General features: G+C 69.6%; 28 protein-coding genes. 14 read left to right on the top strand and 14 right to left on the bottom strand.

The annotated features are described in order from the left end of the window. Window positions 1-110 precede the first annotated feature (110 nt). Both G7043_RS30810 and G7043_RS30815 read left to right on the top strand, forming a co-directional pair. Entirely contained in the window at window positions 111-611 is a 501-nt protein-coding gene (locus tag G7043_RS30810) for a gluconokinase (protein ID WP_166051574.1), read from the top strand. Further along, window positions 608-1,960 (top strand): GntT/GntP/DsdX family permease, encoded by a 1,353-nt coding sequence (locus tag G7043_RS30815; RefSeq protein WP_166051576.1) that lies wholly within the window; start codon window positions 608-610, stop codon window positions 1,958-1,960. The genes G7043_RS30810 and G7043_RS30815 overlap by 4 nt, the downstream gene beginning before the upstream one ends. On the opposite strand, the gene G7043_RS30820 is transcribed toward G7043_RS30815, so the two are convergent. The 3 genes from G7043_RS30820 to G7043_RS30830 are packed head-to-tail and all read right to left on the bottom strand — an operon-like array spanning window position 1,953 to window position 3,656. Further along, window positions 1,953-2,765, bottom strand: a complete 813-nt coding sequence (locus G7043_RS30820) for an NAD(P)H-binding protein (protein WP_166051578.1) — start codon at window positions 2,763-2,765, stop codon at window positions 1,953-1,955. The two genes, G7043_RS30815 and G7043_RS30820, sit on opposite strands and share 8 nt — an antisense overlap. Continuing rightward, window positions 2,762-3,184: an ester cyclase gene (locus G7043_RS30825; RefSeq protein WP_166051580.1), complete on the bottom strand. Its 423-nt coding sequence runs from the start codon at window positions 3,182-3,184 to the stop codon at window positions 2,762-2,764. The genes G7043_RS30820 and G7043_RS30825 overlap by 4 nt, the downstream gene beginning before the upstream one ends. A 55-nt stretch (window positions 3,185-3,239) precedes the next feature. Next, window positions 3,240-3,656 carry a DUF3592 domain-containing protein gene (locus G7043_RS30830; protein WP_166051582.1) on the bottom strand — a complete coding sequence of 139 codons (417 nt, stop codon included), beginning with the start codon at window positions 3,654-3,656 and terminating at the stop codon, window positions 3,240-3,242. A gap of 141 nt (window positions 3,657-3,797) precedes the next feature. On the opposite strand from G7043_RS30830, the gene G7043_RS30835 reads away from it, so the two are divergent. From G7043_RS30835 to G7043_RS30850, 4 genes are read left to right on the top strand one after another with little or no spacing between them, the layout of a single operon-like run. Then, a complete protein-coding gene (locus G7043_RS30835) occupies window positions 3,798-4,343 on the top strand; it encodes a YbaB/EbfC family nucleoid-associated protein (RefSeq protein WP_166051584.1) in 546 nt (181 codons plus the stop codon). Continuing rightward, window positions 4,340-4,636: a hypothetical protein gene (locus G7043_RS30840; protein WP_166051586.1), complete on the top strand. Its 297-nt coding sequence runs from the start codon at window positions 4,340-4,342 to the stop codon at window positions 4,634-4,636. The genes G7043_RS30835 and G7043_RS30840 overlap by 4 nt, the downstream gene beginning before the upstream one ends. Continuing rightward, complete coding sequence (locus G7043_RS30845) at window positions 4,636-5,691, top strand: hypothetical protein (RefSeq protein WP_166051588.1); 1,056 nt, start codon at window positions 4,636-4,638, stop codon at window positions 5,689-5,691. The genes G7043_RS30840 and G7043_RS30845 overlap by 1 nt, the downstream gene beginning before the upstream one ends. Next, entirely contained in the window at window positions 5,688-6,176 is a 489-nt protein-coding gene (locus G7043_RS30850; protein WP_166051590.1) for a DUF6346 domain-containing protein, read from the top strand. Before G7043_RS30845 ends, G7043_RS30850 begins: the two co-directional genes overlap by 4 nt. A 28-nt stretch (window positions 6,177-6,204) precedes the next feature. Here G7043_RS30850 and der read toward each other — a convergent pair whose 3' ends face one another. The 4 genes from der to G7043_RS30870 form a co-directional block, all read right to left on the bottom strand. Next, window positions 6,205-7,623 carry a ribosome biogenesis GTPase Der gene (der, locus tag G7043_RS30855; RefSeq protein ID WP_166051591.1) on the bottom strand — a complete coding sequence of 473 codons (1,419 nt, stop codon included), beginning with the start codon at window positions 7,621-7,623 and terminating at the stop codon, window positions 6,205-6,207. Next, complete coding sequence (locus G7043_RS30860) at window positions 7,620-8,252, bottom strand: lysophospholipid acyltransferase family protein (RefSeq protein WP_166051593.1); 633 nt, start codon at window positions 8,250-8,252, stop codon at window positions 7,620-7,622. The genes der and G7043_RS30860 overlap by 4 nt, the downstream gene beginning before the upstream one ends. Then, window positions 8,249-8,935 (bottom strand): (d)CMP kinase, encoded by a 687-nt coding sequence (gene cmk, locus G7043_RS30865; protein ID WP_166051840.1) that lies wholly within the window; start codon window positions 8,933-8,935, stop codon window positions 8,249-8,251. The genes G7043_RS30860 and cmk overlap by 4 nt, the downstream gene beginning before the upstream one ends. A gap of 75 nt (window positions 8,936-9,010) precedes the next feature. Then, window positions 9,011-9,496 (bottom strand): DUF4937 domain-containing protein, encoded by a 486-nt coding sequence (locus G7043_RS30870; protein ID WP_166051594.1) that lies wholly within the window; start codon window positions 9,494-9,496, stop codon window positions 9,011-9,013. 138 nt (window positions 9,497-9,634) lie between these two features. Between G7043_RS30870 and G7043_RS30875 the strand changes: the two genes are divergently transcribed. Beyond that, window positions 9,635-11,689: a hypothetical protein gene (locus G7043_RS30875; protein WP_166051124.1), complete on the top strand. Its 2,055-nt coding sequence runs from the start codon at window positions 9,635-9,637 to the stop codon at window positions 11,687-11,689. Here G7043_RS30875 and aroH read toward each other — a convergent pair whose 3' ends face one another. The 5 genes from aroH to G7043_RS30900 all read right to left on the bottom strand — a co-directional run bounded on the left by aroH (window position 11,690) and on the right by G7043_RS30900 (window position 15,325). Beyond that, the gene (aroH, locus tag G7043_RS30880) at window positions 11,690-12,052 is read right to left on the bottom strand and encodes a chorismate mutase (protein ID WP_166051596.1); all 363 of its coding nucleotides are present in this window, start codon (window positions 12,050-12,052) and stop codon (window positions 11,690-11,692) included. 55 nt (window positions 12,053-12,107) lie between these two features. Continuing rightward, window positions 12,108-12,428, bottom strand: coding sequence for an STAS domain-containing protein (locus G7043_RS30885; RefSeq protein ID WP_166051598.1), 321 nt, complete (start codon window positions 12,426-12,428; stop codon window positions 12,108-12,110). Window positions 12,429-12,438: 10 nt separating this feature from the next. Further along, complete coding sequence (locus tag G7043_RS30890) at window positions 12,439-13,185, bottom strand: ATP-binding protein (RefSeq protein WP_166051600.1); 747 nt, start codon at window positions 13,183-13,185, stop codon at window positions 12,439-12,441. After that, window positions 13,185-14,075, bottom strand: coding sequence for a tetratricopeptide repeat protein (locus G7043_RS30895; RefSeq protein WP_166051601.1), 891 nt, complete (start codon window positions 14,073-14,075; stop codon window positions 13,185-13,187). The genes G7043_RS30890 and G7043_RS30895 overlap by 1 nt, the downstream gene beginning before the upstream one ends. A gap of 149 nt (window positions 14,076-14,224) precedes the next feature. Beyond that, a complete protein-coding gene (locus G7043_RS30900; RefSeq protein ID WP_166051603.1) occupies window positions 14,225-15,325 on the bottom strand; it encodes a DUF1015 family protein in 1,101 nt (366 codons plus the stop codon). 18 nt (window positions 15,326-15,343) lie between these two features. Here G7043_RS30900 and G7043_RS30905 point away from each other — a divergent pair, with 18 nt between their 5' ends. The 5 genes from G7043_RS30905 to G7043_RS30925 all read left to right on the top strand — a co-directional run bounded on the left by G7043_RS30905 (window position 15,344) and on the right by G7043_RS30925 (window position 19,015). Further along, the gene (locus G7043_RS30905) at window positions 15,344-15,817 is read left to right on the top strand and encodes a cation:proton antiporter regulatory subunit (RefSeq protein ID WP_166051605.1); all 474 of its coding nucleotides are present in this window, start codon (window positions 15,344-15,346) and stop codon (window positions 15,815-15,817) included. A gap of 26 nt (window positions 15,818-15,843) precedes the next feature. Further along, complete coding sequence (locus tag G7043_RS30910) at window positions 15,844-16,995, top strand: cation:proton antiporter (RefSeq protein WP_207311975.1); 1,152 nt, start codon at window positions 15,844-15,846, stop codon at window positions 16,993-16,995. A gap of 64 nt (window positions 16,996-17,059) precedes the next feature. Next, on the top strand, window positions 17,060-18,223 hold the full coding sequence (locus G7043_RS30915) for a S8 family peptidase (protein ID WP_166051609.1): 1,164 nt from the start codon (window positions 17,060-17,062) through the stop codon (window positions 18,221-18,223). 11 nt (window positions 18,224-18,234) lie between these two features. Continuing rightward, window positions 18,235-18,456 (top strand): hypothetical protein, encoded by a 222-nt coding sequence (locus G7043_RS30920; RefSeq protein WP_207311941.1) that lies wholly within the window; start codon window positions 18,235-18,237, stop codon window positions 18,454-18,456. 94 nt (window positions 18,457-18,550) lie between these two features. Further along, window positions 18,551-19,015 carry a DUF6319 family protein gene (locus G7043_RS30925; RefSeq protein WP_313888160.1) on the top strand — a complete coding sequence of 155 codons (465 nt, stop codon included), beginning with the start codon at window positions 18,551-18,553 and terminating at the stop codon, window positions 19,013-19,015. A 126-nt stretch (window positions 19,016-19,141) separates the two neighbouring features. On the opposite strand, the gene G7043_RS30930 is transcribed toward G7043_RS30925, so the two are convergent. Together G7043_RS30930 and G7043_RS30935 are read right to left on the bottom strand one after the other, a co-directional pair. Further along, the gene (locus G7043_RS30930) at window positions 19,142-20,113 is read right to left on the bottom strand and encodes a quinone oxidoreductase family protein (protein WP_166051611.1); all 972 of its coding nucleotides are present in this window, start codon (window positions 20,111-20,113) and stop codon (window positions 19,142-19,144) included. A 1-nt stretch (window position 20,114) separates the two neighbouring features. Further along, on the bottom strand, window positions 20,115-20,915 hold the full coding sequence (locus G7043_RS30935) for an SDR family NAD(P)-dependent oxidoreductase (RefSeq protein ID WP_166051613.1): 801 nt from the start codon (window positions 20,913-20,915) through the stop codon (window positions 20,115-20,117). 153 nt (window positions 20,916-21,068) lie between these two features. Between G7043_RS30935 and G7043_RS30940 the strand changes: the two genes are divergently transcribed. Both G7043_RS30940 and G7043_RS30945 read left to right on the top strand, forming a co-directional pair. After that, window positions 21,069-21,821 carry an SDR family oxidoreductase gene (locus tag G7043_RS30940; RefSeq protein ID WP_313888161.1) on the top strand — a complete coding sequence of 251 codons (753 nt, stop codon included), beginning with the start codon at window positions 21,069-21,071 and terminating at the stop codon, window positions 21,819-21,821. A gap of 10 nt (window positions 21,822-21,831) precedes the next feature. Then, window positions 21,832-22,284 carry a MaoC family dehydratase gene (locus G7043_RS30945; RefSeq protein ID WP_166051618.1) on the top strand — a complete coding sequence of 151 codons (453 nt, stop codon included), beginning with the start codon at window positions 21,832-21,834 and terminating at the stop codon, window positions 22,282-22,284. Window positions 22,285-22,294: the final 10 nt, after the last annotated feature.

The raw sequence follows: 22,294 nt of genomic DNA on the forward strand, positions 1-22,294 counted from the left end.
TACATGAGCGATTAAGACCTGATCAATCGAGCTCCGGTCTTGTAAAAAGCAGATTATTAACTCAAGATGTTGCGCACTGCGCTCACCGCCAACACCCCAACGGAGGGGCCGTGTCGCAACTCATCGCCGTCATGGGCGTGTCCGGATCCGGCAAGACGACCGTGGGCGCCGCGCTGGCCCAGCGCCTGCGCGTGCCCTTCGCCGACGCCGACGACTTCCACCCGCAGACCAACATCGACAAGATGTCCGCCGGCATCCCGCTCGACGACGCCGACCGGCTCCCCTGGCTCGTGGCCATCGGTGCGTGGCTCGCCACGCACTCGGCCGACGGCGGCGTGATCGGCTGCTCGGCCCTCAAGCGCTCCTATCGCGACGTCCTGCGCGCCGCCGCGCCCACGACGTTGTTCGTGCACCTGGCCGGCGACCAGGACGTGGTGCGCAAACGCGTCGCCGGCCGACCTGGGCACTTCATGCCCGCGAGCCTCGTCGCCACCCAGTTCGCCACCCTCGAACCGCTCGAACCCGACGAGAGCGGGATCGAGATCGATCTCGACCAGCCCGTGGACCGGGTCGTCGAGGCCTACCTGCACGCCGCCGTGGAGGCACTGTGAACGTCGCACTCGCCGCTGTCTCCAGCGGACGCCTGATCCCGGCCGCGCTGATCGGCATCGCGCTGCTGGTGCTGCTGATCACCCGGTTCCGGGTGCACCCGTTCCTCGGCCTGACGATCTCCTCGCTGATCGTCGCGGTGATCGCGGGCATGCCCATGGAGGCGTCGATCGCCTCCTTCGCCAAGGGCTTCGGCGACACCGCCGCCGGCGTCGGCACCCTGATCGCGCTCGGCGCGATGTTCGGCAAGCTGCTGGCCGACTCCGGCGGCGCCGACACCATCGTGGACACGATCATCGGCCGTTCCAGCACGCGCACCCTGCCCTGGGCGATGGCCGCGGTCGGCGCGTTGATCGGCCTGCCGATGTTCTTCGAGATCGGCCTGGTGCTGATCATGCCGGTGATCCTGCTGGTCTCCCGCCGTTCCGGGGTGTCGTTGATGCGCCTGGGCATTCCGGCGCTGGCCGGTCTGTCGGCGATGCACGGGCTGGTGCCGCCGCACCCCGGTCCGCTGGTCGCGGTCACCGCGCTCAAGGCCGACCTCGGCATCACCCTCGGCCTGGGCGTGCTGATCGCCCTGCCCACCATCGCCATCGCGGGACCGCTGTTCGCCCGGTTCGCCGCCCGCTGGGTCGACGTGCCCGCCCCCGCGCTGTTCGACACCGAACCGCGCGACGAACGGCCGCGCCCGACGTTCGCCGTCACGCTGGCCACCGTGCTGCTGCCGGTGGTGCTGATGATGGGCAAGGCGCTGGCCGACATCTTCATGGCCAAGGGCAACCCGGTGCGCAGCGCACTGGACTTCCTCGGCGCACCGCTGATCGCGCTGCTGATCGCGGTGATCGTCGCGATGTTCACCTTCGGCCGCGGCGCGCGGATGGACGTCAAGGCCGTGGCGAAGTCCGTCGAGGACGGTCTGCCGCCGATCGCCGGCATCCTGCTCATCGTCGCCGCCGGCGGCGGTTTCAAGCAGACGCTGATCGACACCGGGATCGGCAAGCTGATCGCCGACTGGGTCGCCGGCAGCGGGATGTCGGTGCTGCTGCTGGCCTGGCTGGTCGCGGTGCTCATCCGGCTGGCCACCGGCTCGGCAACCGTCGCCACGGTCACCGCGTCCGGCATCCTCGCCCCGCTGGTGTCGACCCTGTCCCCCGGCGAGACCTCGCTGCTCGTCCTCGCGATCGGCGCCGGCTCGCTGTTCTTCTCCCACGTCAACGACGCCGGGTTCTGGTTGGTGAAGGGCTACTTCGGGCTCAACGTCGGGCAGACCATCAAGACCTGGTCGATCATGGAAACCATCCTGTCCGTGACCGGACTGGTCTTCACGTTGCTGCTCAACCTGATCATCTGACCGGTGCGCCGAACGCGGACGCGTGGTCGCGGGCCCAGTCGGCGAACGTCAGCGCGGGCCTGCCCAGCAGGTCCTCCACCGTGCTCGTGGTGGGGCCCGCGCTGACGGCGTAGTCGGCCAGGGAGCCGAGCAGACGGGCGGGAACCTCCTCGGGCAGTCCCTGCGCGAGGAGGCCCTGCCGCACCTGTTCCGGCGGAAGTTCCTGGAAGGACAACGTCCGGCCGACAGCGGCGCCGACGATCCGCACCTTCTCGTACTGGTCCAGCGACTCCGGTCCGGTCAGCGTGTGCACCGACCCGGCGTGCCCGTTGCCCAGAAGTGCTTGTGCGGCAACCGTTGCGATGTCGGTTTCGTGGATCGGCGACGTGGCGGCCTTGCCGTACGCGCCGCGCACGACGTCACCGGCCCTGACCTGCGGCACCCAGGCCAGCGCGTTGGCGGCGAAGTCGGCCAGGCGCAGGACCGTCCACTCCAGACCGGAGCCGGTCACGAGCTCCTCGGCCCGCCGGAACTGGTCGGCGAACCGGGCTTCCCCCGCCGGATGCTCCACCGTCGTGGCCGACAGCAGCACCGCCCGCCGGACGCCCTGCTCGACGGCCAGGGCCAGCAACGCCTCCAGGCCAGGACCGGTGGCCCGCGGGCTGATCTGGATCGCCTCCACCCCTTCCAGGTCCGGTTTGATCCACTGTGGACTGAACAGGTCACCCGTCTGGCGGGTGACAGTGGTGACGGGCACGTTGTCCTGCAACAGCAGTTCCGCCACGCGCCGCCCCACGACGCCGTTGCCACCGGTGATCAGGATCATGATGCTTCCACCCCTTGGCCGAGCTGCCGCAACTGCGCGAAGACGTCGACAACGCCCCAGATCTCGGCGATCCGGCCGTGGGCGAAGCGGATGATGAAAATCTCGTCGTACCTGACGGACCTTCCGGTCGCCGGCAGGCCGCGGTACTCGCCCTGATGGGTGCCGGTGACCGTGTTCCGGTAGACGACCTTGTCCCCCTCGGCGACCACGTCCTCGATGGCGACGCGAATGTCGGGGAACGCGCGCAGAAGCGTCACCCACACCTGCTTGAGCGCCTGCACCCCCGTCACGCCACTGGGTACCGGGGCGTGGAACACCAGGTCCGGATCGACGACTTCGTCGATCACCTTCGCGATGGCCTCCACGTCGCCGCTGTTGACGGCGTCGTGGAAGCGGCCGAACGTCTCTTGGTTCGTCATGTGCACAAGACGACGGCTTCCGCAGGGATGTGACAGGCCGTGAGCGGCGTCACAATCACTCAGGCCGCGGCCTCGGCGCCCAGGCGATCAGGTTCGCGAAGATCCCGCCGAGGATCACGACGCCCAGCATGACGCCCACGACCCAGAACGCCTGGTCGTTGTCGGCCAGCGCGGCGTCGACGACCTTGCCGTTCTCCAGGTCGTAGCGGACCGTCACGCGCTCACCGGGGTTCCGGGCCGGGCCGTTCTCCGACAGGGTCGCGACCTGCTTCGTGCCGTCCGGCAACGGGTACTCGACCTTGACCGAGGCGCTCTTCCCCGATTTCAGTCGCTCCTGCACCGTCCCCTCGGCACTGGCCCAGGACTGCTGCTCGGTCGCCGAACTGATCACGAACGCCAACCCCGCGACCGCGCCCGCCAGCACGAGCCCCGCCACGAACCGGCCGGTGCGGGACTTCAACGATTTCGCCACCACGCCTCCCCTCGCCCACGACATCGCGGCAACCGTCCCGAACGTCACACGAGCGGCTGGATGAGCCCATTAGCCTGTGTGGAGCAGCACAGTCGGCTACTCTCTGGTCGCGTTCAGTGAGAAAGCGACCCTGGGGGACGCGTGATAGATCCCGAGCAGCTGCTCAGCCAGTACGAAGGCAAGCTCGCCGAGGCACAGGCCAAGAGCGACGCCATCCGCGAGAACCTCGCGAACCTGCACGTCACCGAGCGCAGCCCGGACGGGCAGATCACGGTGACGGTGAACGACGCGGGCAACCTCGTCGGCCTGCAACTCGGCCAGGCGCTGCAGCGCAAGGACGGTGCGGCGGTCGCGCAGGACATCATGCGCACCTTGCAGGCCGCGCAGAGCCGTGTCGCGAACACGGTCCAGGAGTCGATGGCGCCTCTTCTGGGCGAGGACTCCGAGGCCATGCACATGATGATGGACAAGCTCCGCAGCGCCCAGCCGCCACCACCGCCGGAGCAGTACGGGCAGGGAGGCGGGAGCTGGGGTCCGACCGAAACTCGCCTGGGGACCATCGAGGACGACGGCGCGCCGCCTCCTCCCCCGCCGCCCGCGCGCCCGCAACCGCCCCAGCAGCCGCCCCGCCGCCGTCCAGTCGAGGACGATGACGACGACTTCGGCAACGGAGGGTTCCTCCGATGAACTACCGCATCGACCTCAGCGAGATGGACAACCACGCCAGGCGCGTCGACGAGATCGGCGGGCGCATCGGCACCGCCATCGGCGCGGGCACCGCGGCGTCGAACTCCGAGGCGTTCGGCTTGCTCGGCATCCCGCTCGCGGCCCTCTGCTCGGCCGCGCAGCACATGGCGATGAACACCCTCAACGACGCCGCCGAGGCCGCGCTCGACCACCACAAGCGGGTGCTGGCGTGGCGCGAGGCCGTCAAGGCGAACGACGAGGACCAGGCCAGCCGCTTCAAGGTGGGTGAGTGATGAGCACGCCGAGCATGGGGCCCGCTCCGGCGCCCACCGAGAACCCGCTGATCCGCAAGGGAGAAAAGACCAAGTGGTCTGAGGGTTCAGGCCTGCTCCACGACGTCTCCGAGGCGGTGGGCGGCTTCGCCGACGGAAACTGGGCGGAGGGGCTGCTGAACCTCGCCAGCGCGGCAGGCGACATCGGCAAGGTGCTGACCGATCCGCTCGCCTACCTGTTCAGCGCGGGCTTCGGCTGGATGTTCGAGCACATTCCTTTCCTCAAGGAACCGCTCGACTGGTTGACCGGTGACCAGCAGACGCTGGACGGCATGGCGCAGACGTGGTCGTCGGTGTCGAGCTACCTGGACGAGATCTCCACCGACCTCAAGGACGCCGTCAACAAGGACGCTGGCCAGTGGGTGGGCAAGGACTCGGAGAAGTACCGCGAGTTCGGCGCCGATCGCGCCGACACCTATGGTGCAGTCGGCACGGCGGCCCGGGGTATGTCGATCCTGATCACGATCTGCAAGACGATCCTCAAGGTGGTCCGCGACATCGTGCGTGACCTGATCACCGAGGCAGTCGGCAAGCTGATCAGCATCTGCATCCGCTGGGCTCCTGCCTTCGCGGCGTTCGGCGCGGGTGTCGCCGGTGCCGTCGCCGAATGTGTGCCTGTGGCGGTGCGGTACGCGCAGAAGTGCGTCGAGTGGTGCCGCAAGCTCACCAAGGCATTCAGCAAAGCGGGCGGCCTGTTCAAGAAGCTGGACGATGTTCTCGCCAACGCCAGCGTCAACCTCGCCAAGCGCGGCGACGACTTCGTGACCGTGCTGAAGCAGGGCGCGAACGCGGACATCGCCCGCGCGATGAAGGACTTCAACTTCGCCGGGATGATGAAGGATGCCGGCGCCGGTGCGAAGAAGGTCATCGTCGACGGCGTCACGGGCCTGCCGAAGGACATCGGCCCCGCCATGGCCGAGGAGTTCCGCAAAGAAGGCGCGAAGATCGTCGACAACCGAGGTTGGCTGTCCTGGCGCGAACTACGGGAAAAGGAAAAGGAAGAAGAGAACGGGTGAAGGTTCTTCGGCGTGTCCTCGTCTACCTGATCCTGCCGCTTCTCGGTTACCTGATCGGCGCCACGATCTTCACCCACTTCTACAACAAGATCGAGCGCGGTGACCTGCAGAAGGCCACGCTGGTGGCGGAGGCGAAGTCCTGCGAACGCCTCAGCCCGGTGTCGTGGCGGGGATTCGGCTATCACTACGAGTGCAAAGCCGAGATCCGTGTCGTGTCGGACCAGACGACCCACATGTCGACCGTGACGGGGTGGCTCACGCCCGAGGACATCGGCAAGGAGTACGCGGCCCATACCCAGCGGGTGGGCAAAGCGTTGTATCCGGACGAGCGGAACCAGTGGCAGCTTCTGCTGGGCTGCGTGCTCACGTTCGTCTTCGCGATCGTCTACCTCATCGCGTTCGCCAACGTCGCGTACCGCATCCTGCCCGACCGCGGCCCGCGCAAACGACGCAGGCCGACCCGGTACGAACCACCCGCACAGTGATCCGTTCCGGGTCGTGACCGGCCGGCGCCTACTTCTTCCCGGCGCCGGCCTTCTTCTCGCGCACGCGCACGGAGATCCGGACCGGGCTGCCCTCGAACCCGAACTCCTCGCGGAGCTTGCGCTCGATGAACCGGCGGTAGCTCGCCTCCAGGAACCCGGTCGTGAACAGCACGAACGTCGGCGGCCGGGTCGAGGCCTGGGTCGCGAACAGCACCTTGGGCTGCTTGCCGCCGCGCACCGGCGGCGGGGTCGCGGCGATCAGGTCCGACAGCCACTGGTTCAGGCGACCGGTGGGCACGCGGGTGTCCCACGAGTTCAACGCGGTGCGCAGCGCGGGCGCCAGCTTGTGCACCGCGCGGCCGGTCAGCGCGGAGATGTTGACCTTGTCCGCCCACGGCACGCGCACCAGGCCGCGTTCGAGCTCGCGGATCATCTCGTTGCGACGGTCCTCGTCGACGAGGTCCCACTTGTTGAACGCCAGCACGCACGCACGGCCCGACTCGACCACCATCGTGAGCACGCGGAGGTCCTGTTCGGACAACGGCTCGTGCGCGTCCAGCAGCACGATCGCGACCTCGGCGGTCTCGATCGCGGACTTCGTGCGCAGCGAGGCGTAGTACTCGGCGCCGCTCTCGAACTTCACCCGCTTGCGCAGGCCGGCCGTGTCGACGAAGCGCCAGATCTCGCCGTCCAGCTCGACCAGCGAGTCGACCGGGTCGACGGTGGTGCCGGCGACCGAGTCGACGACCGAGCGGTTCTCGCCCGTCAGCCGGTTCAGCAGCGACGACTTGCCCACGTTCGGCTTGCCGACCAGCGCCACCCGCCGCGGGCCACCTGCTCCGTTGCGGAAGTCGTCGCGCGGGGTCTCCGGGAGCTTCTGCAGGATCACGTCGAGCAGGTCACCGGACCCGCGGCCGTGCAGACCGGACACCGGGAACGGCTCGCCCAGGCCGAGCGACCACAGCGAGGCGATGTCGGCCATCAGGCGGTCGTCGTCCACCTTGGACGCGCAGAGGATCACCGGCTTCTTGGAGCGCCGCAGGACCTTCGCGACGGCCTCCTCGGTCGTCGTCGCGCCGACCGTCGCGTCCACGACCACGAGGATCACGTCCGCGGTCGCCATCGCGAGCTCGGCCTGCGCGGCCACGGCGGCCTGCAGGCCCTGTGCGTCCGGCTCCCAGCCGCCCGTGTCGACCACGGTGAACTTGCGGCCGTTCCACAGCGCGTCGTACGCCACGCGGTCACGCGTGACGCCCGGCACGTCCTGCACCACGGCCTCTCGCCGGCCGATGATGCGGTTGACCAGCGTGGACTTGCCCACGTTCGGCCGTCCGACCACCGCGAGCACCGGCTGAGGCGGCTTCGAGTCCTCGCCGTCCTCCCCGTCGAGGTCGTCGAAGGCTGACCAGTCGGCCTCGTCCTCCCAGGTGCCGTCCAGGTCCGTCATCGTCTTCCCTCACTCTTGCGATGTCCATCGAGTTCGGCGACCAGTGTCGCCAGGCGATCGCGCACCTGCTCGGTGGCAACGCCGAGGGCCGTCCGCCCCTTCCCCTCGGGAAGGTGGAACGGCTCACCGATCAGCACGTCGACCTCGGGCCGCCAGCCCTTGGCCTGATAGGTCCCGCGACAGGCGACCGGCAGCACCATCGCGCCGGACGTCTTGGCCAGCCACGCCGCACCGTTCTGCGCGCTCGCCACGTCGCCCTCGCCACGGGTGCCCTCGGGGAAGACCCCGATCACGCCACCCGCCTTGAGCACGGACAAAGCGCTGGTCAGCGCGGTGCGATCGGCCTCTCCCCGCTTGACGGGGATCTGCCCGATCTTCAGCAGCAACATGCCCACGACGGGCTTGAACATCTCCTGCTTGATCAGGAACGTCACCCGCCGGGGCAGGACGCCGAACAGAATCGGCCCGTCCGCCATCGAGCTGTGGTTGGCGACGACGACCACGCCGCCGCTCAAGGGTACGCGGTCGCGCCCGTGGACCCGAATCCGGAACTGCCACGCCCACGGCACGCGGGCGATCCACCTGCCGATGTCGGTCAGCCACGGCAGGCCCTCGGGGGGAAGGGTCACCCTGTCACCCTCAGCCCACGGCTTTCCACGAGGTCCAGCAACGCGCCGACGGTGCCCGCGAGATCGAGGTCGGTGTTGTCCAGCTCGACCGCGTCGTCCGCCGCCTTGAGCGGCGACACCGCCCGGCTGGAGTCGTAGGTGTCGCGCCGCCGCACGTCCGCGAGCACAGCGTCCACAGTGGACTCGCGCCCGGCCGCGTTGTCCTGCTTGGTCCGGCGCGCGGCCCGCGCGTCCGCCGACGCCGTCAGGTAGACCTTGAGCGGCGCGTCCGGCGACACGACGGTGCCGATGTCGCGCCCCTCGACCACGATGCCGCCCACGGTGTCGACGGCGTCCGCGATGATCGCCCGCTGCTGCGCCACGAGCAGCTCCCGCACGTGCCTGGCCGCCGACACCGGCGACACGGCCAGCGTCACCTCGGGTCCGCGGATCTCCACCGACACGTCGTCACCGTCGAGCACGATCCCCGGCTTCTCGGGATCGGTACCCACGACGAGCTTCGCGTTGTCCGCGACCTCGCCGACCTTGACCTCGTCAGTCGGGTCGACCCCGGCCCGCAGCACGGCCACGGCGATCGCCCGGTACATGGAGCCGGTGTCGAGGTAGCGCGCGTCCAGCGCCATCGCGAGGCGCTTCGCGACGGTGGACTTGCCGGTGCCGGCCGGTCCGTCGAGTGCCACCACACCGCGCAACTGACCCTGGCCCACCACAGCTCCCTCCGAGACACCCACGGCCCACATTGTGCCTGGTGCGGACGCTCACACCGCAGGCGGTACGGCCCACCCCGGCTCCAGCGCGACGATCTCGGCGCCGGCACCACCGAGATCGTCCGGCGGGGACAGCCACCAGGACAACGCGAGGAAGTCCTTCCCGGGCTCGATCATCACCACCGCGCCGTCGCCCGGCCCGTCCGACACCTGGTCGAACAACCGGACGTCGATCCGGCCGTAGCTGTCGCGTTGTGTCTCAGCCAGCTCGTCGTGCGGACCGGCGAGGAACGCCGCGTGGTCCTCGGCCGAACGCCAGAACGCCAGCACGTGCGCGACGCCCGGCCCGCTCCACCCGCCGCACTGCCCGAGGAACCCCGGCACCTCCGCCAACGGCCCCCAGCCCCGCTGTCCCCGGTCGAACGCGACCGGATCGAGCACCTGGCAGCGCACCCACTTGATCAGCACGACCCCGACGGTATCGATCGGTGCAATCAGCAACAGGCCCGAGCCGTCGCGGCCGATCTGGTGTGGCATCCCCCGATCCCGGCGGGACCGTTCCTCGCCACGCCCATTCACACGATCAAGCTCACGGTGGCGCGTCACGGACATCCACAACGCCCGGCAAGGACTTCAGCGCCTGACCACGCGCTGCCTGGATGGAATCATGTCGCGGTGCACTTGGGCAGACGCTGGTTCGTCATCATCGCGTTCGGCTTGACGTTGCTCGGCTTCGTGGTCTGGCTGGCCACGTCGGACAACGGTCTGGACACCGGCGACAAGGTTGCCAGCATCGCCGGCGCGCTGATCGGGTTCGTCACCTTGCTCGTCACCCTGCGCCCCAACGCTTCCACGACCACTCGGGACCCCGGCGAGGCTGTGGAGGATCTGGCCCGGTTCGTGACCAGGCAGTGGGAACGCGAAGCCGACGCACGAGGCCTCACCCGTCACGAACCCCTCGACGTCCGCTGGGCGTCCACCGAACGACCTGTCGCACCGAGCGCGGCGGAGGTCGTCGGGACGGACGCCATGGCGGCCAGGCCCACGCGGCTCAAGCTGCACGGCGGCGTCGAGGACCTGGCGGACGTCCTGCGGAAATTGCCAGGACGTCAGCTCGTGCTGCTGGGGGAACCCGGTTCCGGCAAGACCAGCGCGGCCGCGCTCCTGACGCTGCGACTGCTCGCCCGGCGACAGGCCGGCGAGCCCGTGCCGGTGCTCTTCCCGCTCGCGTCCTGGGATCCGAAGACCCAGGACCTCGAAACCTGGATGGCGCAGCGGATCTCGGTCGACCACCCGGCGTTCCGCCGGCGCGGCGTGCACGGGCCGGACGCCGCGCGGGACCTGGTCGAACGCGGGCTGGTCCTGCCCGTGCTGGACGCGCTGGACGAGGTCGCGTCGAAGGTCGGCGCGGTGCAGGGCATCGCGCAGGTGGTCGGCCGCCGCAAGCCGATGGTTCTGACCTGCCGTGCCGATGACTACGAGGAGATCATCCGCGAGACCGGAGTTCCCGTCGGGCGCGCCGCCGTGGTCGAGTTGAAGCCGGTCACCGCTCGCGAGGCGGCCCGGTACCTCGCGACCGGAACCCCGGACGGCGACCAGCGGTGGCAACCGGTCGTGACCACCTTGCGCGAGGAACCGGAAGGAGTGCTGGCACGGGCGTTGTCCACGCCTCTGTCCGTGTACCTCGCGAAGACCGCGTACACGCCCCCGTCGACCAACCCCGCCGACTTGCTCGCGCACTCGACCTCCACCGCCGTCGAACACCACCTGCTGGAGGCCTACCTGCCTGCGCTCTACCCGGCACCGGAGGCGGTGAAGGCGCGGAAGTGGCTCGCCTTCCTGGCCCGCAGGCTCGCCGCGAGTCCTGTCGCCGGCAACCTCGCGTGGTGGCGGCTGTTCCTGCTGCTGCCCAAACCCCACGTGGTCACCTCCGCGACGCGAGCCGGGTTGGCGGGCGCGGTGCTCGTTGCCGCGATCGTCATCGAGTCCCTGGCCACCGGGGAGTTGTACCCGCTGCGGGACGCCCGCTCCTTCGTGAACTTCTTCGGAGTGCTCCCGTACTTCCTCCTCCTGAGCGCGATCGCCCTGGCACCGGTCGGGGCCCTGGTGGGCGCAGTGGCGACCGTGTTGGCGGCTTTGCGGCCACAGGCCGGCAGGGTGCTCGTCCCCCTGCCCAGGAACCTGGTGCTGACTTGGAGGACCACCACCCGCGTGATGGCCGTCCAGCTGCCCTTCGGTGCCTTGCTGATGGTTCTCCTCGGCACGTTCCTGTGGCCTGGGTTGCAGTTGAAGAACCTGGTGCTCCTCGGCCTGCTGGCCGGTGTCGCCGCGTCCGTGTACTCCTTCACGACGACGATCACCGTCGATGCTCCGGTGGACGGTCCCAGCGCCCTGGCGAGCGATCGCAGGACCACCCTGAGCTACCTGTCGCTGTGGGTGGTCGTGTACACCGGCCTGGCGGTGGTGCTGTCGAGCAAAGGCGGCCCCGTGTCCCCGGACAACACCGTCTCCGCGGTCCAGCTGACGGTTGCGTTCGCGACCTGGTTGAACTTCTCGGGCGCGTGGGCGAGGTTCGGCATCGCGCGGCTCTGGTTCGCCCTGTTCCGCAAGCTCCCCTGCCGCCTCATGCGCTTCCTCGACGACGCCCACCGACGCGGTGTCCTGCGCCAGGTCGGAGCGGCGTACGAGTTCCGCCACCAACGCCTGCAGCAGTACTTCAGCCAGCGCTGATCAGTGGTTGAGATCGGTTCTCAACGCCGCCGCCCCGCGCAGATACACGTGTTTGACCGACGCCCGCGGCAGCTCCGTCTCGACGTGGGCGAGCAGGCGGATCACCCGCGGCATGGCGCCGGGCACGGCGATCTCCGTGGCGGACAGCAGCGGCACGTCGGAGAGACCGGCCAGCCGCGCGGCGTAGGCGGGGAACTCCGAGGTGAGATCGGGTGTCGCGGTCAGAACCACGGAGATCAGGTCGTCCGCGGTCAGGGCGTTGCGGTCCAGGACCTCCCGCACCAGCTCGGCCGTCGCCTCCAGCAGCAGGTCCCGCGAGTCCGCGTCGATCTGCGTCGCTCCCCTGATAGCTCGTACCGCCATGACTTCGACCCTAGCGCGGCGAAACCGCGTGCGCCGCGATCGTCCTCATAGGACGTCAGCCGTCGACCACGATGTTGGGATACCGCAGCGTGAGGTCGAGCAGCTTCACCACGTAAACCGCCCAGCCGCCGCCGAGCAGCACGAGCCGCCGCTGCCCGAGCATCGTCGCCGTCTCGATCAGCACGTGCAGGCCGGTCGACCCGATGAACGTCAGGCCGCTGAAGTCGATCACCACGTCCCCGGCCGCGTCCCCGAACGCACAGGCCAGCGCCAGTTCCGACCGCAGCAGATCGCTGGTGGTCAGGTCGACCTCACCGGTGAGCGCCACCACCGCGCCCCGGCGCCGCACCTCCAGCAAGCCTGATTCGGGATCCATCGTCGGTGCCTCAGGAGTCGGGAGACAACAGGTCGCGCACCGCCGCGAGCACGCGGAGCGGGTGCGCGGGCTTCGGCAGGTACGCGTCGGCGACGTGCGCGGCCGGTTCGATCGCCGAAACGGCCACCACCGGCACGCCGAACGTCCGGGCGACGGCCGCGAACCGGGTTCCCTCGCCATGAGACGTCAGCAGGTCCACGATCGCCAGTGCGGGCGGGTTCCGCAGCGCCGACTCGGCCGCGGCGACCGTCGTCACGAGCGTCACCTCGTAGCCCTCGGCCTGCAGGAACGCGGCCAGCGACTGGCCGGAGAACCGGTCGCCGTCCAGCAGCAGCACGCGCGGGCGTCCCGGCGGCGCGGGCAGATCCGGGACACCCGCACGCGACCAGACCCGCACGAGCGCACGCACGACCGTGCCGGGCCAGGTCGGTTTGCCGGGCCGCACCTGCACCTCGTCGGCGATGCCGAACAGCAGCCGCAACCCGAGCGGGCGGGCGGAGGCACCGGCCTCGTGGTCGAACACGCCGTCGTCCTCGATGGTCAGCAACACCGCGTGGTCCCGCGGCTCCCACGTCACCCCCACGATGGACGCGCCCGCGCGCCGCACCGCGTTGTCCGCCGCCTCGGACACCGCGAGCAGCACGTCCCGCGCGTCGTCACCGTTCAGGCCGGACTCACCGGCCAGATCGCGCACGAAGGCCCGGATCTCGGGCAGTGACCCCGGGACCGCCGGAAACCACCGGGTCTGCGCGCTCATCACGCCGCGTATGCCGGAGCCGCCAGCAACGGCGTGATGAGTTCCCTCAGCGTCGTTGCCCGGCGTCTGTCCGCTTCCGCGTGCAGCGGTACGAGCTTCTTGCGCGTGCGTGCGGACAGCATGTCGCCGGTCTGCGCCACGGCCAGACCCGCGACCGCCGCCGCTTCGTCCGCATCGCCCTCCATGAGGTGGTTGAGCGACAACGCGATGAGGGCGAACGTCCGGCTGCGGGCCATGTCGTCGCGATACCCCGTCACGGCCTGACGCAACGACGTGATCGCCGGCCGCGCGAAACTCACGTCCACCGTGCGTGCGAGAGCCGTGTAGACGGTCCCGGTGATGCCCGCGAGATCGGGCGCGTCGAAGAAGGCGGCCCACGGCGCTGCCTCGGCCACGTCCGCACGGGCGAACTCGTCGTGCGCCCGTCCCAGCAACGCCAGCGCGGGCACCCGCTGCCCCAGTTCGGCGTAGCACCACGCCTGGTTCGCGGCCAGGATCGCGTTCGTGTGGTGGCTGTTCGCGACGAGCCCGGCGAGCCGGAACATGCCGAGCGCTTCGGCGGGTCCACCGTGGTGCAGGTGGACCCGCCCCATCCGATAGCGGATGTTCGCCACCAGATCACCGTCCTGGGCGAAGTTCAGGGCGAGATTGAAGTGGCGGTGCGCGGACCCGCCGAGCCCGGCGTCGAACGCGGTCCAGCCCGCGAGCGCGTGCAGTTCCGCGATGGCGAAGCGGAACTCACGACGCACGACGGTGCTGGCCGAATGTGCGAACGCCTTGTCACACCAGGACAACAGCGCCTGCGCCTGAGTGCGGCACGCGCCACCGCCGTAGCGGTAGTCGACGGCACGCAACGCAGCGGTCATCGCCCTCAAGTGCTTGACGTGCACCAGTCCAATCTTGGAGTGAGGGGGCGGCAACGAGGGTGATGGCTCGTAGCGCATTCGCAGTTCTCCACAGCGGCTCGGGGACCGTTACTGCGAGTTTGTTCCTGGGATTGTTCGTCCGACAGGGCCGAACGAACCCGCCTGACAGGGCCCTACGACGTCAGGTCCGCGAGCAGGAGTCCACTGCGCGGCTTCGGCGTGAAATACGTGCTCTTGCGGGGCATCTTCGAGCCCTCCAACACCTCTTTCAGCGGTACCGGCGCGATGAGCAGCACCGCCTCGGCCTCGGCCGCGGGATCGGTGACCGCCCGCACGAACGGGCTCTCCGGATCGAGCCCGAGCGCCCGGTCCAGCAACAACGACTCCACGACGGCGTGGTCGATCCCTTGCCCCGCAGGCAGTTCGACCCGCAACACCTCGTCGGCGCAGCGCACCACGACCACGCCCGGCTCCGGATCGACGACGTACGGCAACGACGACACCGTCAGCCCCACCCGTTCCCACGCCGTCACCAGATCGGACGCGCCCAACCCGGTGCCGGTGATCGCGCGGTGGATCGGCCCCACCCGCAACCCCGGCCCGGACGTGATGAGCGCGAGCAGCCCGGACAGGCCCGCCTCCCTGGCCGCGGCGACCCGGTGGTTGCCGTCCGCCACGAGCAACGGATGCGCGCCCGCCGCTTCGAGGAACGCGTCCTGCGACTCCCCCGGCCCGACCAGCCACACCCAGTGCCTGCGCCCGCCGGAGTCCACAAGCGACACCGCCGGCTCGCCGGTCATCCCGAGCACCAACGATGTCAGGCCGTCGTGAGGACTGACCGGGACGAGCATGGCCGCGCTGGTGGCGATGCCGAGCGAGGCCAGCACCCGGCCGCGTTCGGCGACCACGTCCGGGTAGACGTCCTCGGTGTGCGCGATCGCGTCCGGGTCGACCAGGCACAGCAGCCCGCACGCCGTCCCGTCCGGTCCGTCCACCCGGTACGGCGCGACCACGTCGGTCACCTCGCGGTACGCCCGCCGGATCAGCACCGCGAGCTCGGCGCGGGCGGCCGGCAACGCGTCGAGCAGCCCCGTCCCGGCCGCCAGCGCCGCCGGCGTGCGATGGGGGTGCTGCACGGCCAGCAACGTGCCGTGCGGGGCTCTGGCGAGCGCACCGATCACCTGTCCGGGTTCGGCGAACTCGTCGACGTCCGGGCCGGGCACGCGGTCGCGCACCACCCACCCTCGTCTCACTGGGCGTACGGTCAGAGACATCCACGTATCATGATCTGTGTGAACGTAGAGATCACGCCCCTGCCGGGTATCGGAACGCGCCAGGACTTCATGATCCGCGCCGGACGCCGCGTCGGCGTGATCACCTACCGGGACGGCCGGTTCGAGCTGATCGTCTCCAAGGCGAACGATCCCGACTCCTGTTCTGCCTCGATACCCCTCTCACCGGAAGAGGCGAACACGCTCGCGGGCCTGCTCGGCGCGCCGCAGCTCGTCGCCCACCTGCGCGAGGAGCACCGCGACATCACGGGCATCACGACCCGTCAGCTGCCGGTCACCGCGTTCGCGAACCACACCCTCGGCGAGACCGCTCTGCGCACCAGGACCGGTGCGTCCATCGTGGCCGTCGTGCGCTCGGGCAACGCGCATCCGTCGCCCGGCCCCGACTTCATCTTCGAAAACGGTGACCTCGCTGTCGTCGTCGGCACCGCGGCAGGCCTCGACGCCGCCGCAGAGATCCTCCACGGCGGTTAAGCACAGTGCACGAGACGACCATTGCCATGATCCAGCTCGGCGCGGTGTTCTTCGGCCTCGGCCTGCTCGGCCGCGTCGCTCGCCGGATCGGCATCTCGCCCATCCCTCTCTACCTGATCGGTGGTCTCGCCTTCGGCGTCGGCGGCTTCGTGCCGTTACACGGCATCGAGGAGTTCACGCACATCGCCAGCGAGATCGGCGTCGTGCTGCTGTTGTTGCTGCTGGGCCTCGAGTACTCGGCGTCCGAGCTCACGACCGGGCTGAAGAAGTCCTGGATGGCGGGCGTGCTCGACCTGGTGCTGAACGCGGCACCGGGCGCGATCGCCGCGTTGCTGCTGGGCTGGGGCACGGTCGGCGCGCTGGCGATGGCCGGCGTCACCTACATCTCGTCGTCCGGCATCGTCGCGAAGGTGCTCGGCGACCTCGGCCGGCTGGGCAACCGCGAAACGCCGGTCGTGCTGTCGGTGCTGGTGTTCGAGGACCTCGCGATGGCCGTGTACCTGCCGGTGCTCACGGCGGTGCTGGCGGGCGTGAGCTTCGTCGGCGGACTCACCTCGGTCGGCATCTCCCTGCTCGCGATCACCGTGGTCCTGGTGGTGGCGTTGAAGTACGGCCGGTTCATCTCGGCCATTGTGGACAGTCCGGACCACGAGGTGTTCCTGCTCAAGCTGCTCGGCTCGGCCTTGCTCGTGGCCGGCATCGCCTCGCAGCTGCAGGTGTCCGCCGCGGTCGGCGCGTTCCTGCTCGGCATCGCGATCTCCGGCTCGACCGCCGAGAACGCGACGCGCCTGCTGGAGCCGTTGCGCGACCTGTTCGCCGCGATGTTCTTCGTCGTGTTCGGACTCAACACCGACCCGGCGACGATTCCACCCGTTCTTGGAATCGCGGTGGCTCTGGCCGCGATCACCACCCTCACCAAGGTCATCACCGGCTGGTGGGCCGCCCGCCGTCAGGGCATCGGCAAGATGGGCCGCATGCGTGCGGGCGCGGCACTCGTGGCGCGCGGCGAGTTCTCCATCGTCATCGCCGGGCTGGCCGTGGCATCTGGCCAGGTGGACGACCGGCTCGCCGCGCTGGCCACCGCGTACGTGCTGCTGATGGCGATCCTCGGGCCGATCGCGGCCAAGTACGTTGAGCCGATCGGTGAATTCTTTCAGCGCAGAAGGCAAATGGCCTGAAACAAGTGCCTCCGGATGACGACTCTCTCTAGTAGGGCTAGACGGAGAGTAGGGGCGAATCGTCATGACCGAACCCGCGGAAGTGGAGACCACCGGCCGGTTCCTGGTGCTGCTGCAGGAAGACGCCATCGAGGAGGGGGTGGCCGAGCTCGGCGCGATCGCCGGGTTCGACCCGAACAGCGGCGATCTGGACCCGGAGACCGTGCAGGTCTTCCCGGAGCTCGGCGTGGCGGTGGTGTCCGCCGATCCGAACCTGCTGGCCGAGCTGAACGGCGCCGCCGAGCGCCCCGGTCCGATCCAGATCGTCGAACCGGAACGCGTCGTGCACGTGTTCCAGGACGACACCGCCGCGCCCGCCGAGGAGGTCGAGGCGGCGGCCGACGAGTCGGTGCTGACCTGGGGCCTGCAGGCGGTCGGCGCGGACGTCAGCACGGCGACCGGCAAGGGCATCAAGATCGCCGTGCTGGACACCGGTTTCGAGAAGAACCACCCCGACTTCGCGGGCCGCGCCATCACCACGAAGTCGTTCATCACCGGCGAGGACGTGCAGGACGGCCACGGCCACGGCACGCACTGCATCGGCACCTCGGCGGGCCCGCGCAAGCCCGCCACGGCCCCCGGCTACGGCGTCGCCCACGAGGCCGAGATCTTCGCGGGCAAGGTGCTGTCCAACGCGGGCTCCGGCTCCGACGGCGGCATCCTCGCGGGCATCGACTGGGCCGTGAGCAACGGCTGCGCGGTCATCTCGATGTCGCTGGGCGCCGACGTCCCGGCCGGCACGCCGTACTCGCAGATCTACGAGATCGTCGCCCAGCGCTCCATGGCCAAGGGCACCCTGATCATCGCGGCCGCCGGCAACGCCTCGTCCCGCCCGGCCCGGATCGCCCCGGTGGGCCACCCGGCCCGCTGCCCGTCCATCATCTCCGTGGCCGCCATCGACGTGAACCGCGCGATCGCGTTCTTCTCGTCCGGCACCGCGGACAAGATCGGCCAGATCGACGTGGCGGGCCCCGGCGTGGACGTCTACTCGTCGTTCAAGCTGCCCGAGAAGTACGCCCGCCTGCGCGGCACGTCCATGGCGACCCCGCACGCGGCCGGCGTCGCGGTCCTGATCGCCGAGAAGACCGGCGCCCGAGGCTACGAGCTCTGGGCGCGCCTCGCCCTGTCCTCCCTGCGGCTCCCCCTGCCGTCCACCGACGTCGGCGGCGGGCTCGTCCAGGCGCCCTAGGAAAAGCGACGATGACCACTTCGGTGGACCAGGTGATGGTCTCCGTGACCGAAGGCAGCCTCCCGCGCGTCCTGAACGACCTGCGGGAGGCCGGCCTGGTCGTCGACACGGTGCTGGAGGCTCTGGGCGTGGTGACCGGCACGGTGGAGGTCCGCGCCATCCCCACCTTGCTCTCGGTATCCGGCGTCCTGGACGTCGAACGACAGTGGCGCGTACAGCTCCCGCCGTACTGACTAGGCTCTCCGGCGACCCCATTCACGCTCGATCGAACACGTGTTCTAAGATTGTGCGCGGGGCCACGTCGTTGCGGAGAGAGGAAACCTGATCGTGTCGGACACGCTCACCGAGGTGCAGGCAGTCGAGAAAACCGACGTGGAGGAGACTCCGGCGCCGGCCGCCGAGGCGACGAAGCCGGTCGAGGCTCCGGCCGCGGAGGCCCCGAAGGCGGAGGCCCCCAAGGCCGAGGCCCCCAAGGCCGAGAAGCCGAAGCCGGCCGCCCGCGCCAAGAGCACGGCGAAGAAGACCCGCACCGTGGAGCTCACGCTCACGGTGACCGGCACCGCCGAGGGTGAATGGCAGGCCGACCTGGTCCACGGCACGCAGCGTGTCGTGTCAGGCCTGGTCATCCCGGCCATCGCCGTGGCCAAGGCGGCCAAGGAGCTGCACGACGACATCGCGGAGGGCATCGAGTCGGTGCTCGAGGCGGCGCGCGACCAGCACCGCACCCGCATGGAGGAGCTGGAGGCCGAGCTGGCCAAGGTGAAGGCCCAGCTGGCCGAGCTCTCCGAGTAACAAGCACGCACCGAGAAGGGGCGGCCCGCACAACGCGGACCGCCCCTTCTCGCATGCTGAAAGTCACGCGGGGGCCCCGCGTTACCTTCCGGGTAACGCGGGGCCCCCGCGTTACCCGGGAAACGGCTAGCGCGACGGGTCGAGCAGGAGCTTGCCGGCCGTGCGGCGGGAACGCAGGTCCTCGTGCGCCTGCCGGATCTCGCCCATGCCGTACTCCCCGCCGGGCACGGCCTTGAGCTTGCCGTCCACCACGAGCTGGAACAGCTCGGCCATCGCGCGGTGCGCCAACGTTCCGTGCTCGGCGTCGCGCACCTTCAGGGCGTGCGGCAGCCACATACCCGCAACGGTCGTGGAGTGCACGAGCAGTGCTCCGAGGTCGACCGGCTTCGGCCTTTCCCGCGAGGCCATGCCATAAAACGCAAGCCGCCCGAACGGAGCCAGCGCCACCAAGGACTGATCAGTGGTAGCCCCTCCCGTCATGTCCAGCACGACATCGACCCGCCGGCCACCGTTGGCCTCCTTCAGCGCCGCGGTCATGTCCTCGGCGCGCGAGTCGATCGCCACGTCCGCACCCAGGTCCAGCGCCAGCTTCCGCTTGTCGTCGGACGAAGCGGTGGCGATGATCCGCCCGGCACCCCACAACTTGGCCAGCTGCACGGCGATCGTGCCCACGCCACCGGCCGCGGCGTGCACCACAACGGACTCGCCAGGCTCCATGTGCGTGGACTTGCGCAGCAGCAGCCACGCCGTGGCGCCCTGCACGATCAACGACAGCGCGGTCAGGTCGTCCACGCCGTCCGGCACGTCGAACGTCGTCAGCGCCGGCGCGACGGCCTTCTCCGCGTAGCCGCCGGAGTTCTTCGTCAGCGCCACCACGCGGCGGCCGTCGGCGGTGGTGCCGACGACCTCGCCACCGGGCACCAGCGGCAACGTCATCTGCGCGAGGTAGGAGTTCTCCGCCTGGTGCGTGTCCGCGTAGTTGAGCCCGGCGCGCGAGACGTTGATCAGCACCTCGCCCTCGGCCGGCACCGGGTCGGGCAGCTCCACCTGCTGGAGCACCTCGGGTCCGCCGAACTCGGTGATCTGGATGGCACGCACGTCAGCTCTCCTTGAGCGCGAGGGAAATGGGGTCCTTCTGGGCGGCCGCGACCCGCGAGCCGTCGGCGGCGCGCGGACCGGGCGGGTTGCGGAAGCCGAACGGCTCCGACGGACGGCCTGCCTGCACGAACCACGCCTCGCCGGTCCCCGAACCCTCCACGATGGACATGAAGGTGTCCACCACGACCGACACCGGCAGGATCGGCATGCCGATCTCCTCCAGCGTCGACCGCAGCGGCGTGATGATGTTGGTGTCCGCGAAGGCAGGACACAGCGCGTTCACCCGCACGTCCGGGTACGCGCCGCCGAGAGCACGCACCAGACCGACGACGGCGGCCTTGTTGGCGCCGTAGACGGGGTCGCCGGGCGTCGGCATGAGACCGGCCATCGACGCGGTGGCGATGATCTGGCCGCCGGAGGCCTTCAAGGCGGGCAGCGCGGCGTGCACGCCGTACACCACGCCATCGAGGTTGATGGCCATCGCACGACGGTACTTCTCGACGTCGAAGTCGTCGCCCAGCGAGCACCCGGTGCCGATGCCGGCGTTCAGGAAGGCGATGTCCAACCCGCCGAACTCGCGCACGGCCAGAGCCACCGCGTCCGCAGAGTCCGCGGGACTGGTCACGTCGCAGCGCACGAACACACCGCCGACCTCGTCGGCCACGACTTTGCCCTGGTCAGCGTCCACGTCCGCGACCACGACCCGCGCGCCAAGCGAAGCCAGGCGCCGGGCGGCCGCGGCACCGATGCCGTTCGATCCGCCGGTGATGAGCGCGACCTTGCCGCTGAGTTCCACGGGCACCTGCCTCCTCGCAGTAGCACCTTCCGGAGCAACTTCCAGGTAACATTCCGACCAGTCGGTATGGTCGTCCGCGCGACGCTGGACGTCAAGCGGACTGATAGGTACGTTACTAAGCGCTTGCTTAGCTCACCATCCCCCAACGAAGGAGGACCCGTGGCCGACAGGGTTGCGATCGTCACCGGCGCGGCTCGTGGCATCGGTGCCGCGGTCGCGCAGCGTCTCGCCGCGGACGGCCTGGCCGTCGCGTTGCTCGACCTGGACGAGCAGGGCGTGCTCGACGGCGCCGACAAGATCGTCGCGGGCGGTGGGCGCGCCATCGGCCTCAAGGTCGACGTGTCCGACGAGGAGCAGGTCAACGCCGCGGTCGAGAAGGTCGCCGAGCAGCTCGGCGCGCCGACCGTGCTGATCAACAACGCCGGCGTGCTGCGCGACAACCTGCTGTTCAAGATGTCCACCGCCGACTGGGACACGGTCATGAACGTGCACCTCCGCGGTGCGTTCCTGATGAGCAAGGCCGTGCAGGCGCACCAGACCAAGGAAGGCTTCGGCCGCATCGTCAACCTGTCGAGCACGAGCGCGCTCGGCAACCGCGGTCAGGCCAACTACTCCGCCGCCAAGGCCGGTCTGCAGGGCTTCACCAAGACCCTCGCGATCGAGCTCGGCAAGTTCGGCGTCACGGTCAACGCGATCGCGCCCGGTTTCATCGCCACCGAGATGACCAAGGCGACCGCCGAGCGCATGAAGATCTCGTTCGAGGACCTGATCAACGGTGCCGCGCAGACGATCCCGGTCGCGCGCGTCGGTCAGCCCGAGGACATCGCGCACACCGCGTCGTTCCTCGTGAGCGAGGGCGCCGGCTTCGTGTCCGGCCAGGTCATCTACGTCGCCGGCGGACCGAAGGACTGAGGGCCACCCCATGCGCGCTTTCGAGAACATCGAAGAGCTGGTCGCCGCCAAGGGCGAGCACCTCGGTTTCGGCGAGTGGCACGAGGTCACGCAGGAGCAGGTCAACCTGTTCGCCGACGCGACGCTGGACCACCAGTGGATCCACATCGACGTCGAGAAGGCGACCAAGGGCCCGTTCGGCGGCCCGGTGGCGCACGGCTACCTGACGCTGTCGCTGGTGCCGTTCCTGGTGCGGGACATCTACACCGTCAAGAACATCAAGATGGGCGTGAACTACGGCAGCAACAAGGTCCGCTTCCCGCAGCCGGTGCTCGTCGGCGCTCACGTGCGCGCGGGCGTCGAACTGCTGGACATCACGGACATCTCGCTGGGCAAGCAGCTCGTGACCAAGGTCGTCGTCGAGATCGAGGGCAACGACAAGCCCGCGTGCGTGGCCGAGATCGTCAGCGTCATCGTGCCCTGATGATCAAACG

Origin of the sequence: Lentzea alba (genome assembly GCF_011067745.1) — a bacterium.
Lineage (GTDB): Bacteria > Actinomycetota > Actinomycetes > Mycobacteriales > Pseudonocardiaceae > Lentzea > Lentzea alba.